The sequence below is a fragment of the Microbulbifer mangrovi genome (assembly GCF_002009015.1).
Taxonomy (GTDB): Bacteria; Pseudomonadota; Gammaproteobacteria; order Pseudomonadales; family Cellvibrionaceae; genus Microbulbifer; species Microbulbifer mangrovi.
The window spans coordinates 15,680-30,855 of the sequence record NZ_LZDE01000340.1 but is presented as its reverse complement, the minus strand read 5'-3'; the positions used below and the strand labels follow the sequence as shown (position 1 = coordinate 30,855).

Below are 15,176 nucleotides of genomic sequence, written 5' to 3'. Positions count from 1 at the left end.
CCCTAGTGGAAACGTCCTTATTTCCAACCCCTCGCAGCCTGTCTGCCCGCGGACCTCTCGCAACAATATTGAAAACAGTGTGCACCCTACTCCTGCTCGCACTTTCAGTAACCGCGAAAGCTCAGGAGTTAACCGCGTCGGTTGACCGCAACGAACTCGCCATCAACGAAACCTTCACCCTCACGCTCCGCTACAGCGGCGGACAGCGCGGTGGACAGCCGGATTTCGACCTGCTGGCTCAGGACTTTGAGGTGCTCTCTCGTCAACAATCCAATCAGTACCGAGTCACCAACGGGCACGCAGAAAGCTTCGTGGAATGGACCGTAATCCTCGCACCGCTCAAGCAAGGCAAGCTATTTGTTCCTTCCCTGCACCTCCACGGCCAGGTATCCGACGCCATCCCCATCACTGTCAACAAGGCAGGCCAGAGCCCCAGCGGCGGCAAACGGCAGGCGTTCCTTGAAGTAGAACTCGACAAAGACAGAGTCCACGTGCAGGAACAACTGCTGGTCAAAGTCCGCCTCTACACCACTGTCGGACTACATGATATTGCCACCGATCCGCTGCAGATCCCCGGTGCGCATGTCGAAAAGGTGGATGAACAGCGCTTCGAGCGCAGAATCGATGGTGTAGGTCACGCGGTATACGAACTTACCTATGCCGTATTCCCGGAAAGCTCCGGCGAGCTCCTTATACCCGCACTGAATTACGTCGCCGTTACTGGCCGCAGAGACCCCTTCTCCCTGTTCAACCGCAACGCCCAGCGCATGCGTCTGCGCTCGGAAGCCAAAACCGTACAGGTCGAACCGAAGCCTGACAGCTATAGCGGCAGCCACTGGCTGCCAGCAGCCAGTCTTGGACTGGTGCAGAGCTGGAGCAAAGACCCGGAAGAGTTCAAAGTCGGTGAGCCGATTACCCGCATAATCACCTTGCGTGCCGAGGGCCTGCGTGCCGCACAACTGCCCCCACTACCGAGGCTCGCTATTGACGGACTGAAAACCTACCCCGATCAGGCCCAGCAGGAAGACCAGCCAGGAAGCAACGGCATTAGCGGTAGCAGAATCGAAACCACAGCAATCGTTGCTACCAAGCCCGGTAGCTATCAGTTACCGGCAATCACTATCACGTGGTGGGATACTAAGACCGGGCGGCAGCGGGCAACGCAGTTGCCCGCATTTCGGTTCAATGTCTCGGGCGGGGCAATCACCAATACGACAGCGCCTGATGACATGGCAAGAACAAAGAATCAAACACCTGTAACCGTCTCGGTAGAACCGGGTTTTTGGCAAAAAATCGCGATCGCAGCGATTGCTTCTCATATTTTTTGGATTATTTATTTTTATCGCAACAAACGTAAAATCAACAAATCACCCAAGTCAAATGGGAAAAAACACGTAAAAAGCCATGAGCAACAACTGATAGATTGCGCAAAAACTGGAAGTGCCTATGAAATACAAAGCGCACTGAATACATGGCTTTCAAAGCAAAAAGCCGAAAACAATCGATATCAACCTTCCAAGGCCAGGCAATCCAGTCAAAACGAAGAGCTGAATAAACTACAAAGAGAGATAAATGATTCTCTATACCAGTCACCACCGAAGCCTTTAAATCGACAGCTAGTACAAATTTTGGTGCAACGACTGACGAGCAGCAAGAGTACGAGGATGAACAACCAGGCGCCGGATAGTCTGCCCAAGCTATTTACATAAAGCCCCGATTATTGAGCCTGAATTCATTTAATGACCAATCAAAGCCCAACCAACAAAACGATGCCGGAAGCTACGAATCATCCTCACAAGATATTTATATCAATTGTTTCACACGGCCACACACGCAACCTTGCAGAAGAACTACAACCTCATACCTGGGGCTCATATCGCGACAAAATAATCCCTGTCGTCCTTACCAACATTCAGGACGAAAAACTTGAGAAATTCTGTAATAAACATGAACTTCCTCTTCTGCGTAACACCAAGCCACTGGGCTTTGGGGCTAATAACAATAAGATTTACCAGTTCGCAAAAGATTCCTTGGGACTGTGTAGTGAAGATTACTTCTTCTGTATCAACCCAGACGTAATCACTACAACAGAAGACATCATGATGATTGCAAACATTATGCAATCAAAGAATTATTCAATTGCAGCGCCAAATCTTATCAAACCAGATGGAACACCAGACGACAACATCCGCTCCTTCCCCAAAATAAGCGACATGGCTTTGCGCTACTTACTCAAAAGCCAGCGAAGCAATACCATGAAATCGGCAACGCAAGGCGACCGAACTAGTGATTGGGCATCGGGTGCATTTCTATGCTTTAAATCCAGCCTGTATACGAATGTACAAGGCTTTGATGAGCGCTACTTCATGTACTATGAAGATGCAGACATTTGCAGAAGAGCAGGCATGGCTGGCCACCCTACATACTATCTTCCTGGCGTGAAGGCTATACACATTGGGAATCGAAAAAGTAGAGGATTGCCGACAAGAATGCTAGTACACCATATAGCCAGTGCACTCAGGTTTATATCAAGCACTAGCCGATGACTACGAGCATGCAACAAAAACAAAAAGTAATCTTACATATTGGCCGACACAAAGCCGGAAGCACAGCCATACAGGAGTTCCTGCTCCGAAATGACGAATTTTTACGCTCAAATGGCTATTTCTACCCGCTCAACATGCGCCTTGGACGAGGCCATCATGAATTGGCTCAACCACTAAACCAATGGAGGGGAAAGCTCAGTTCATGGCTAAAAAGGCCTGAATTGAACCAGAAGCTTCAACAAGAGCTGGACGAGAACATACACTTAACCCCGATATTTAGTTCAGAAGCGTTGCAAAACAGCCCGCCAAAAGCAATCAAAAGGCTATTTTCGAATTTCGAAGTGAAAATAATTGTCTACTTGAGAAATCATATAGATTACCTCGCCTCAGCGTACACTCAGTGGGTACATGCCACACCATATACCGGCAGCATAGAGCGATACTACTTAACTAGCTATTCAGTTAACTATTGGCAGTTCTTGAGGCGTTGGGCACAGGAATTCCCTACAAATTTAGTCGTCCGACGTTTTGAAAAATCGGAGTTTCACCAGAATGACCTGGTGCAAGACTTTCTAATTCACGGCCCCGAATTGGAAATTTCACCGCATTGCACAAATGTAGAAATAGATCCAAACCCCTCACTAAACTCAAAAGTATTACAGTTTAAGTCTCATATAAACCGAACGGGCCAATACCGAGAGTTCGAAAAACACCGGCTATACCAGGCACTTCCACAGCTAAACAAAGAGTTCCCAGCGCCCAAATACACGATCCCTCGAGAGCTGTCGCAAAAATTGATCAGAAAAAACAGAGACCGAGACAACTTCGTTGCAAGATATTTCTTTGGGACCGAAACGCTATTTAATTATGGCCCTCAGGATGCCCAGCCAGAAGAACAAATCACAGAACAAGAGATTGATAGAATGTTGAGAAAACTGAAGTCCTGCATTAGAAGCTAATGCAGGACTAGAAGAAACAAGCAGGCAAAAATTCGTTAACTGCACGACGCTAGCCGCTTGCGGTATTCGTCAATTTTACGCTTAATAATTGGGCCTTCAGGGCGATGCTCTAGCGCGAGACACATTAGCCGATAAGACTCGGGCAAACATTCACTCTCGATAGAAATAGCTAAATCCCTTACATAATCCACGTCTTCTCTTGTTTTCAGGTCATCGAGCACTATTTCTGAATAGTGCTTATTCCCAACAAAGCTAGAAGCTTTAAGCATGTACTCATTGTCGACATAATCGAGAATAGAGTAGCCGAAATCAATATTGGAGAACGGATTTTCGAATTCATTGATAGAAAAATATAACCCAACTCCTATTTTAGTATCCTTCGATCGTTGGTCAGGCTCATAAAACTCATGACTAAAGATGTGGGCGACGATAGTATCGAAATTGTCCTCCGCCATATACTTGGAGAAGACATTCACGATCCTTTTCCTCTTTTCTCTAAATCCAGCAACATTACCCACATGCCTCAAAAACTTTTCCTTGAATGAGTCTATGTCATAAGACTCATTATGGATGACATGCATGTCCGAATCGGCGAGATTAACTCCAGTAATACCGTGAATACCCCATGAGCATTTGCAATCAATTACACTCGGTCTTGCGATATACTTACCCGATATATAACCATTGAGCCAATCTTCGTTTCCATCGCCAGAATCTAGAACGCCAATCGCGATAGCCAAGTCTAGCTCGACCGGTGACAACTTTCTCTTGTATAGATTTCGCTCACCAATAACTGGCTCAATTACATCAAGCCGAACAGCAGGATCCGCTTCTGACAATATACTCTTGTTCAGATAAATAAACTCATCGCTGTCTATATTTACAGCAAAACCCTGATAACCAACATGTCTGAGGTACTCAACAGCTAAATTTAAATTCTTAACCTGCCTTCGATTCAAATTATTTTCATTAGGGTTAATCTTAAGAGACGGAATGAACGTCACAAATTCCCGATAAAGTTTGGGAAGTGTTTCATCTAAATCCCCCTCGAAAAATATAAAAAAATGATCTACGCCGGCCCTCCGGTTGCGGTCGATGAACGTCCGATACCCTTCGAGGCTCTCCTTTGCCGTAGTAATCGACACGATACTATTCGCACTATTCAAGCTGAAACCCTAAAACATTACTCGTGCCACTCAAACCCGGGCAACGAAACACCAAATCCTAGCTTACAAACGCCTCTGACGCTTGTTGCACCTTTGTTCGAATGGCATCCATCTCTAGCGCCAGCGTCTCACTATCGCCTGAAACTTTCGATAGTAAAAACTTTCTGAAATCATTTCGTTCTTTATCTGACTTCAAAACTTCAGAAATATCCCGAGCGATCTCAATTGCGCGCCAGCTCATTGATGAATTACTCGCCTCTCGAGACGAGGCAGGAAGCTCAACAGAGCAAAACGCCATTACTTTGTCGCGAAATGTATTCGGAAAATTACTGAACTGTTCGAATTCAATTGAACAATTACCAGGAGAACTGGCTTTGGAATAGAAATTTACGTACTCACTGACAAATTCGGAAGCGAGGGATTCATAAAATGAAATCAAGGTACGTGAGTAATCCAGCTTAGCTACTCGATCCCGGTAGGAGGAAAACACAAAGTCACAGAGATCTCGCTGCACAAACAAAACCTGTAGTGAACCCGGAGCTACCGCATCACTCCAAGCATCAAGGACCAAACGTTTTGCAGAGTAAAAATGTGTTTCGACCCCTAACTTTCCGGCATATGTATGGCCAGGAACAGGACCTAACAGGTTTTCGTCGCTGATCATTACACTTGGTGATACGCACCTGCAGGCTTGCCAGAGGGATTTAATCAGGGACGACAACCTCGTCTTGGCGTCTGCATAACTAATCCTACCAAGCACATATCCCTGTAACGCTTTGGTATAGTCTTGCCGCCAATGCCGGTAACTCTCGCCTCTTGACGATCGCACAGTCAGCAAGTCGACACCATTAGCGCCTAAAGCCCCCTCCCCTCGTTCCAGATAATTTTGGAACGAAGTAGATGCCATCTTATGGGGCCCAAGATGTAAAAAGACCTTCGTCGGAATCGTAGCGTCTGAAGAGACTTGCAGCTGCTCATTATTTTCCGCCGCTGAAATCCCACCATATATATCCAAAGAGTTTTGAACTTTTGACCAGTGGGCCTTTTTTTTGTGTTGCAAGTCGTTGACCAAGGCGAAATATTGCTTAGCATCAGCCTGCTTTACAACACTAACACTTTGCCCATAACCCCCTGCTTTGAAGACTTCATTAAATACGCCCGGACCCGTAGCTAGCCAAACATCCGAAATTAACTGCTGCTTCAAATTTTTGACGATTTTATCCCACACATTCGCTAGATATGGACTCGACGCCTCGCTTGCAATAAAACCATTCCATATACCGCCATGCCATTTTTCAATTAGAACTGTAGATATATTGTCACTAAGGAGAGGTTGCAGGTCCGAGTAACAGCGAGTAGCTGCATCGATATAAACGCCACCTCGCTCAAGTATGTAGGCAACGCGGAATATATCTGAACGCATGGCTGGCAGGTTGGCGCTATCAAAAAGCGAGGCAATTTCTGAGCCGTAAGCAGTCAAAATAAACTCGCGCGCAGTTTCCCGATTAAATAAGAGATGCTCGAATTCAGTACTTTGCTGCTTCCAGGATTGAATTAAATCCTTCACATCTTTGGGAGGCTCACCCTGATCCCAATACTGGACGATCACATTAGGGATACGACTAGCGGTTATGGCTTTTAAATTTGACTCTATTTTTTTTGAAAAACCAATTTTAATAAGGAAATTCTGCCAAAAACCACTAGCGGCACTATCTTCAGAAGTACCAACCAAGTCGCGGTCAACATCCAAATCCGTCAAAACATCCAGGTATCTCGAATCTGCAGAGGACACTTCTAGTTCATTGGCGTACTGGTTATAGATATTGAAAAAGTCTCGGACCAACTCAGCCGTATTTAGCGTACGCCTACCATGTACAATTACACCGGAGCCCCCAACGCTCACATCGATGCCACGGTGTTGATTGCCAAACCCGTGCAATCCTGACACTAAATCGCAAGATGGAGAAAATTGACCCAGAGCTTCGCTTTTTAGTGTCATCCGCTTTAAATTGACGCCTAACCCCAACCGTAACGCGATACGATGAGCATACTCTGCTAGTAGCCTATTCGAGGGATGATTGAAAACATGGAATAGCCTTTCCTTGCTAATATGCTCAGCAAGGTAATCGGAGATCGGGATATCGACACCAGATTCCCGCTGTTGAATTTCACGAAGTGACTCTTCAGCCTCCTCTTTGTAGATATCGGAAAACAACTTCGAATCCAACACCTTAATTGTCTGGCGCTCGTCGAGACCAAACTTCCAACAAGTGAAGATGACAGAATTGTGATAATCATCCAACGGTCCTTTAAGGGGCTTTCGATCCGCCATCCGCATGTAACGCCAGCCCGGAGTAAACCCTTGATAAAAAAGATTTACAATCGTTACTAACTTTTCACCACATACACGCTTTAATTCATTCGTACGAACAAACTTAGCTGGATAGTTGTTTGCGACCATTTGCGCGATAACAAAGTCCGCATTGTGTATTTTCTCCAACACTTCTGACTCGTCATCATCCTTTAAAAGATGCACGATCGCCGTATCCACAGCTACCACATCATCACAACCATTGAGGAGCAACTCAGCCAACGGTCGAGCCTGACAATTACCTACAACTAAAATTTTAAACTTTTTCATATATACTGACGCACTAGCCACACCAAATAGTGAGCTTGGCGATTCAATTACTTTTTCAGTTACATTAACGTTCGCAAAACGCCCAATTATTTCTCGATACTTGTTTATGTATATTGCTCATGCATGAGCTATCCTGCTTTGCGACCTTGGGCCAACACCTCACAGCGCCCACGATAGTCAGACAGCTTTTGATCAAAGCTGCCAAGTTTTTCTATCTTTTTGCTCAGAGACTCTTTTGCCATGCGATATAAAGTCAAATCGAGACTATTGCTCTCAACAAGCAAGTCGAACATGTCCCCAAGCTCGTCGGCGAGATAATTCAAGCTTCGCTCACTCCCACTCCTCACTTCGCCAGTGTTTTGCCTTACATAACTCAAGTCGATATCAGGAAAATAGCTTTTAAGTTCATTCTCAACGAGCGTCATTGACTTATCAAAATCTTCAACGAGACCAACGAATGAGCCATCATGAAAACGCCTAGCCGCTCTTTCCAAGTGTTTCACTCCTAACACCGTTTCATTCGGTACAGCCGGGTTAGAGCCGAGGTAATACACTTGGTAGTCGCGAATCGTCCGCCCCACATTAGGGTCCATGCGCCATTTGACATAGTCCTTAAAATCATACTTTTTTGCCGCTTCCGCACCGGGACTATCTGATTTCTGCTTACGTTCAAAGCGGTACACTGAAAGCACACGAAGCAACGGATGACGCAAAAGGTAAATCGGCAAGCACCGAATCTCGTGCAGACCTGCGGTGTCGCATAAGTGATGCGACGACAACGCCTGAATTCCAGGGTTCTCGGCCAAAAATTCTTGCAAGTACTCCCCGCGTCGCCGCCTCATCGGAACGTCATCGCGATGATCGCAAAATCCGTCACCAAAATTCCGACGCAAGGCCCAATCCAGGGTAGTCCCGGCATTTTTGAAAATATGCCCGTGGGTTATTACAACTCGCATAAAACCACTATCCACTAAAATATGTTTTCTTAAAAGACTTCAATTTCAAACTCTAATGCCAAAATCTTCTTGCACGCCAAGTCGCAGCCGGATCATTATGCGTTCAGCTTATACTGTCAGGCGGTAACGAATGCAGTTTCACTAGCCCCGCCAGAAACGAGATCCGCTTCCATAATTTTGCGCATTAATTGTATTCCCTCACGCAGTCGCCCATTCCGGCAGCATCGTTCTAATTCAGCAATTTGCGAACACAATTCGATCGCATAACACACGGAATCGTTATCAGCGAACTCAGTAAAGGACTCTGATGTAGTCAATTCGCATATCACCTCGTCGAGCGAATCTGAAGGCCAAATCGCAAAACCCAAAGGCTCAAGCTTCCAATCGCCAAGACTCAAAAGACGAGCCTCACTTCCATCAACAATGCTAAATTGCCTAATTACCTGATCTGCTGCCACCAATGTTAGCGGCAGTTTTCTAATTCGACTGAGAATCTCTGAGCGACGCTGCATGAAAGCATTTATAACCTCATGGTCGTTTTCTATAGCAGCAAGGAAAAGCCTGGACAGTAAATCGACTGTCACCCGATCAGCCAACGTGGGATGCACAGAACAGTATTCTTCAACTAGTGTCCGCTCGAACTTCAACGGCAACAGTTTTTGGTGTAGCCCCGCAGCGATCTCCTTATCACGTACAAAACTCCATTCATTGGAGAGACGAAACGCGTGAACTTGGTAGCCATCATGAATGGTCACCCCTAAGAATGTGGGTATAATCCCTGCCGATTCCAGTAGTGGATATAACTCAAGCTCATCCTTCGCCACTCGCGCCCTGGCAGGCTCATACACCTTGAGAACCAGAACTTCATTCGAAGCCACGTCCATTTCACATTGAATAATGCTCATCCACGGAATGGGAGTTTCGACCCACTTGCATTGAGTTCCCACCGGGAAAGTCACACCTATAGACTCCAGCGCGCCGGAACAAAATGCAGACAGAGACTCTGGAGAGACACTATCTATTAACGCACGAGACCGTACTGCACCCTGGGGCAACCCAACGTGTCCTCGGTAGAACAGCTTTTGAATGGCCGTTTTTTTGTCGTTAAACCAGACCAGATTGCCGACTTTTTGCGTGACTGCACCCAGCAATCGTCGCGCTAAAATGATTGAAACGATACCTTGGAGAAAATCGGGGGGCTCACCAGACAGAGTAAATTCATAAACGAGAAAGCAAAAACAAGAAAGAAATAATAAGCTAGACACCCCACCCAATATAGATGAGGGAGCAGCTATAAAACTATCTCTTAACCCTTTCGATACTGAAGCCCATACGAGCACCACTGACACTGCGACAAAAAATGCGCTCCAGAAAAATATTAAAAATTGAAAATAGACCAAACCGACAATGGCACTGAGAGCAATAAGAACCAATGACCCCGACCGGGCATCGACAATTCCGCTATATACGAGCCTCAGAAACCCACTATCAGAAAATTTACCTTTTTTATGTATAGCCGAGAACTTCTGCGCAAATATGTCTGCAGAGCTCTTTAAATACCAATTTACTGTCAATACAACTGCATGGAGGACAACGATAAGTGCAGTAAGAATAGCTGCCCATTGAGCACGAGGTACGCCCGGGATAAGCTTGTCAAACATGACAGGCATTTCAGGAGCCGCCAAGATAAGAACAATCTTGATCGGCAATATCATCACTAATAGTTCTAGAAGAATTTTAACAAAGCTGATCAGCACATCGAAGACAAACCTCAACCGCGCGACCTTCGAAAAATCGCGATAGACTTTGGCCCGCTTTAAGAAAACGTCTACAGTGTTATTAATCATCTAATACCGCTCTTCTTATTAACACCAAAGGCCATTCTGACATACAGTCAGAATGGCCTTGATCTGAGGCGAAACTCTGAACATAGCATTTCAACCGCAGTTGTAGATCCACCTATTTATTACCCTAAAATATGATCCTCAATCGCAGATCTGACAACACCTAAACTAAAATGCTCTGAAACAAAATCAGCGCGCCCAGCGAGTTGCTGTAAGCACTTCTGCTCATTTCCGTACATCTCGATTAGACTGCTGGCAAAGTCCTCCGCTGCCTCTGCAATCTCCATTACAGAAGCAGCCTCGGGAATGCCCTCAGCTCCGATCGGAGTCGTAATCAACGGTACAGCCGCTTGAAGCGCCTCAAGCACTTTACCTTTTACACCCGCACCGTATCGCAGCGGTACAACACACACCCGAATTGAGCGATACAACGAATCCAGTTCAGCGTCACTCACAAAGCCGTGCACAATAATTTTGTCAGACGCTAGAGAGCTAATTGCCTCTGGAACGTTGGATCCAACCACATGAAGCCGAATATCTGGGTGAACCTCGATAACCTTTCCCAATACCTCACTGGCAAACCAGAGGACCGCATCCACGTTTGGTGTATGCGTGAATCCTCCAACAAAAAGTAAATCCTTTCTCGCAGAAAAGTCGAAATTGGCAACGTCAGGCGTATCCAACACGTAGAGTGGTAACTGCGCCACATTGGTTTTAGGCGAAAACTCTTTAACGGCTTTAACCTCAACATCCGACGGGTACAATACGGTATCGACCTGCTGAAAAATGCGATATTCACGCTCTTTCCATTCCCCGGCGGCCTTCAACAGCTTCTTATCATCTGAAATATTCGCTTCGCGCTCGGTACGCAAACAATGCAGATCATGCCCAAAGTAAACCAATCGTGGACACTTCTTGAGTGACTTGATTTCACTGATAAAGTCTTCAGTAATATGTGGGCGATGCAGATAGATGACATCGAGATATTCCGCATTCTCCTCGAGCCAAAGTTTCCAGTTACGCGCAAAACGCTCGCCATAGAGAACTTCGACACCTAACTGCTGCAACGTTTCCGTGTAGGGTTGATGTGGGAAGAAATTCGCCCCCAGGAACTTAATCCGGTAGCCCATCTCCACCATTGTTTTTACATAGAGGAACGTAGACCGAGATCCTGCGTCTTTGTCATAGAATGGGACATAATGGTCAATAAACAGCACTGTTTTCTGACTGGCAGCCCTTTCACGAGCATTAAATACATCTACACCGACGTGATGATTTTCCGAGTCCAGGACCTGCTTCCACTTATCACGGAAGACGCCCTGGTTAATACGCTGCTGCTTTTTAATACCAGAGTTGATGTCACTACCATGGCTAACCCCTTCAAAGTGCACAACACTGGAAGCTGGCTGGTAGACAGTGCGCAAACCGCGGGCACGAATCTGGAACGCAAGATCTGTATCTTCGTAATACGCCGGGCAAAACAGTTCGTCAAAGCCACCCAGATCGTCCCATAGTGACTTCTCCAACATCACACAGGCGCCGGAAATATAATCAACATCCTTCAGATAGTTATACTCCGGCGCGTCAGGGCTTTGGCCTCGGCCGAAATTCCACCCACTAGCGTCGCGCCAGATAATACCACCAGCTTCCTGCAATACACCATCTTCGAACAAAAGCTTTGGCCCCACTAGACCAACCTTCTCTTGTTTAGAGAAAACATCCAAGAGCGACTTCAACCACCCCGGTTGCGGATTCGTATCATTATTCAATAACAGCACATACTTGCCGCGTGCAAATTTGGCCGCATTATTACAATTCTTAAGGAACCCGAGATTGACTTCATTACGCACAACCCGGACATTTTTAATCCGGGAAGCGATAGATACCGTTAAATCACTAGAACGGTCATCGGCAATGATGACTTCGTAATCGGTCCCCTCAGAATGCGCGAGAAGAGACTGCAAGCAGGAAATCGTAGTTGCATACTGGTTGTAAACCGGAACAATGATACTGACCAGCGGTTGGACAGTTTGCGGAAACTCTAGCTCCAAACATTGAGCTGTACTTTCATCAACCGCAAAAATGATGGGCTTTTCTGCAGAGGTGGAATCTAGAGGAAAACGCTGTTCTATCCAGGCTCCCGTATTCAGCTTGTCTATTCCTAGCAACACTTTCGCAAGGCGAATAAACCTGTGCCAGGTAAACGTACGTATACTTGCGTATGGATTGGCTAATGCATACCTCAGCACTTGAAATAAGTACTTTAGCCGATTAAATCGATTGGAGTGTAAAGCCTTGAGGTCGGCATTGTGATAATGCCGGAAAGTGTTATAGCCGGACCAAAGTCTAAGTAAATATGATTTTTCTAGTGAGCCAGCTCGAACTACACTACTAAGCGAGTCCAAGACACGTAAAATAGCGCCACGAAAACCGCCCAAGGACTTTCCGATTACGGCCTGAGAATTTAAAACATCCTGATACAGCTTCGCATTTATTTTTTCTATTTTATAGATTACATCATCATTAACCAGATCAATGCCACTGGAAATTCCTTCTTCGAGAAATTGAGCATACCGTACAGACAGATATTTGGGTTTATCCCTCAAACTCATATTGTTTAGCACACAATTGGCAAACCTACTTCGTTCAGCAACCGGCATAATGGAAATTATACAAGCGTCTCTTAGATGGAGCCTTCGAGAACTAAGGGGAATTTTGCTGAAAATACGTTCGAGCTTTAATGCAACCCGACCAATCTTGCTACTATTAATCTGACTAAAGCCCACTGAAAATCGCTTTAGCTCATCTTCAAGATAGGCATTTTTTTTAAGTTCACTTTCGATGTCCTGCTCCGAGATTATCGACACGTTTTGATTCAAGTGAGCGAATTCCATACCGGCCATTTTCATTAGATTTATTACATCAACTAGCGTTATATCGGCGCAATTCTGCGTCTTCACGCAATACAGCCTCAAAATCCACACCCCGTTCACTTTGGAACCGAAGCGCGGCTTCGTATAATTGAGTCAATTCACTTTTCGATGAGCTACGAAAAGTCGCGTAGCGTACAGCACGCTCCATGAAACCAACTAACCGACCTATAAATGAACGCCGAAACATATATATGTTCGCATAAGAAACACATAGTCGCCGAAAAAGGTACTCACCTTTTTCAACCTCAGATATATACGCATCTTGCGATACCTTCTCAATGCTCTGACTCATAATTACCCCAAAATTCAAATCTTACGCTTCTTTTGGCACGACTGACCAAAACATAGCTTGAGCGAAATTATACAATTCCAAATCGAAACGGTTCCGCTCACACAACTGCCCATAAAGCGTTTCGCCTAGTTCTCGCCTTATACTAAAAAGTTTTTCTTCAACCCCAGCCTCAGAACCCTGCGATGCATTCACCTCACGATTGACCACTCGTAAGTTAGGAAAATGATACTGCAAGTAAAAATGCATTCGCTCTAAAGATTCCTGGAAATGCTCGACCAAACCAAAAAATGGCAGCTCTGAAATAAAGCCTTTCGCTCTTCCCAATCTTGATTCAAGTTCTGGGCTATATTTAGGTCCATCACCGTTATAAGCAGTATTGGAGAGACGGAGGACCTGAAAATCAGAAATGGGGCCACGTACTCCGGGAGCTAGTTTATCTAGAACATAATCGACAAAACTTCCCTTGGGCTCAGACAAGCCTAACTGATTTTTCCACTCAAACATGTACGCTGACCGCGCCCTCAAGATCGGATGACGAAGAAAAACTACAGGAAAAACTTCAAATTTTCCGGCGGGTAACGGAGGCATAAACTGATGAGAGGAAATAGCAAGCGCAGCGGGATTCGAATCGATATATTTCGATACTTCAGCCGGCAAAATCTTATCCCAAGCATTTTCCTTATCGATATTTATCCATTTATCTCCGAAACTTGAGTGCAATATCGAGTCGATAGATGAGCCAGCATTTTTGAATAAATGATAGTGCAGGATTACTTTTCTCATAAATGCAAGTCAACTAAAGGCTGCAACCTGAGGTTGCGGGATCGATACTTTATAGCCTGAAATAGCAAGACCCAATCTGCGGTTGTCGTTACTCTTCCCAATATCTGTAGGGCTTACCGTTCGAGAAAGTCTGACCTGAACCCGGCTAGACTTTGATTTTTGATCCGTGGGAAGTAGGCACCATATGCCCCTCGTCGATCCGTCGAAATCAAAATTGACTTGGCATGGTTTTCCGTCTATCAGGATCTCAGTCTTTTGTAACAACTCTTCTTCCAGCAAGGTTGATATAAACCCCAACCGGAAAACCTTCGGTACATCACGTAAAACTGGAATATCGAGGACAAACTCGGGAGATGGCCCCGTCCAGGCATAAGAAAGTCCATCCGCAGTGCACTCTACATCGTAAATATTGCGATAACCCTCAAAATCTTTAGCAAGCACCTCAACTTCGGGTTGCGGCGCAAAATTATACTCAGCTATTGGCTGCTTTAATATTTGGCCCTTATTGCCTTCAACCCACGTCCGCTCGAGCATGTGTATTCGAGCCGCTAGAACTGATTGCTGCTCCACCAGAACTTTAGTAACTGCTTTTAAATGCCCGTAGGGATTGGGGCTAGCTTCTACCGCAGTGATAATTCGGTCGTGGAGTGATTTAGCTTCATCTTTGACTAGCGCGTCAAAATATTGTAAATCCCCGAACACATTTTTGGTGTTTTCGGTCGCACAGCTGCTCATTTTGCAAGCAGTTTCGCTATTTTTTTCAGACTTGAGGTTCATTTGGAAGACCTCCCAACACAAACGTTGGATTATACCTAGGGAGAACAGTTGTTTCAGCCAAGTTGCGCAAAGTATTCAATTAAAAGTGCGTTATGGATAATTTATCTAAACACAGATTGAAAAATAATGAGGTGTAGCAGCACCTCAATATCAATTGAGTCTTGGTAAATCTTCACAACGTCCTTATGGCCATACTGTGACCTAAAGAATCTAGTTAAACGCTTAACTACTAAGGCGAAACCTCAGAGCACTCTGGTAGATTTACGCCAGATAGCTATA

Annotated in this window: 10 protein-coding genes; 3 read left to right on the top strand and 7 right to left on the bottom strand. The window is 45.4% G+C overall.

Features of this window, described 5'->3' with window-relative positions; all coding sequences use genetic code 11:
* Positions 1–5 precede the first annotated feature (5 nt).
* Genes B4U49_RS15695 through B4U49_RS15685 form a run of 3 tightly spaced genes read left to right on the top strand, consistent with a single transcriptional unit; the run spans position 6 to position 3,505 of the window.
* Positions 6–1,709 carry a BatD family protein gene (locus tag B4U49_RS15695; protein WP_239692664.1) on the top strand — a complete coding sequence of 568 codons (1,704 nt, stop codon included), beginning with the start codon at positions 6–8 and terminating at the stop codon, positions 1,707–1,709.
* A gap of 30 nt (positions 1,710–1,739) precedes the next feature.
* The gene (locus B4U49_RS15690) at positions 1,740–2,546 is read left to right on the top strand and encodes a glycosyltransferase (RefSeq protein WP_078085552.1); all 807 of its coding nucleotides are present in this window, start codon (positions 1,740–1,742) and stop codon (positions 2,544–2,546) included.
* Between the two features lie 8 nt (positions 2,547–2,554).
* A complete protein-coding gene (locus tag B4U49_RS15685) occupies positions 2,555–3,505 on the top strand; it encodes a hypothetical protein (RefSeq protein ID WP_143735702.1) in 951 nt (316 codons plus the stop codon).
* Between the two features lie 35 nt (positions 3,506–3,540).
* On the opposite strand, the gene B4U49_RS15680 is transcribed toward B4U49_RS15685, so the two are convergent.
* The 7 genes from B4U49_RS15680 to B4U49_RS15650 all read right to left on the bottom strand — a co-directional run bounded on the left by B4U49_RS15680 (position 3,541) and on the right by B4U49_RS15650 (position 14,897).
* A complete protein-coding gene (locus tag B4U49_RS15680) occupies positions 3,541–4,650 on the bottom strand; it encodes a hypothetical protein (RefSeq protein WP_143735701.1) in 1,110 nt (369 codons plus the stop codon).
* 79 nt (positions 4,651–4,729) lie between these two features.
* The gene (locus B4U49_RS15675) at positions 4,730–7,312 is read right to left on the bottom strand and encodes a WcbI family polysaccharide biosynthesis putative acetyltransferase (protein WP_143735700.1); all 2,583 of its coding nucleotides are present in this window, start codon (positions 7,310–7,312) and stop codon (positions 4,730–4,732) included.
* Positions 7,313–7,440: 128 nt separating this feature from the next.
* Entirely contained in the window at positions 7,441–8,283 is an 843-nt protein-coding gene (locus tag B4U49_RS15670) for a sulfotransferase family 2 domain-containing protein (protein WP_158078641.1), read from the bottom strand.
* Positions 8,284–8,384: 101 nt separating this feature from the next.
* A complete protein-coding gene (locus tag B4U49_RS15665; RefSeq protein WP_078085547.1) occupies positions 8,385–10,115 on the bottom strand; it encodes a hypothetical protein in 1,731 nt (576 codons plus the stop codon).
* A 119-nt stretch (positions 10,116–10,234) separates the two neighbouring features.
* On the bottom strand, positions 10,235–13,072 hold the full coding sequence (locus B4U49_RS15660; protein ID WP_143735699.1) for a glycosyltransferase: 2,838 nt from the start codon (positions 13,070–13,072) through the stop codon (positions 10,235–10,237).
* Positions 13,073–13,358: 286 nt separating this feature from the next.
* Positions 13,359–14,120, bottom strand: coding sequence for a hypothetical protein (locus B4U49_RS15655; RefSeq protein WP_078085545.1), 762 nt, complete (start codon positions 14,118–14,120; stop codon positions 13,359–13,361).
* Positions 14,121–14,129: 9 nt separating this feature from the next.
* Positions 14,130–14,897 (bottom strand): hypothetical protein, encoded by a 768-nt coding sequence (locus B4U49_RS15650; protein WP_078085544.1) that lies wholly within the window; start codon positions 14,895–14,897, stop codon positions 14,130–14,132.
* Positions 14,898–15,176 lie beyond the last annotated feature (279 nt).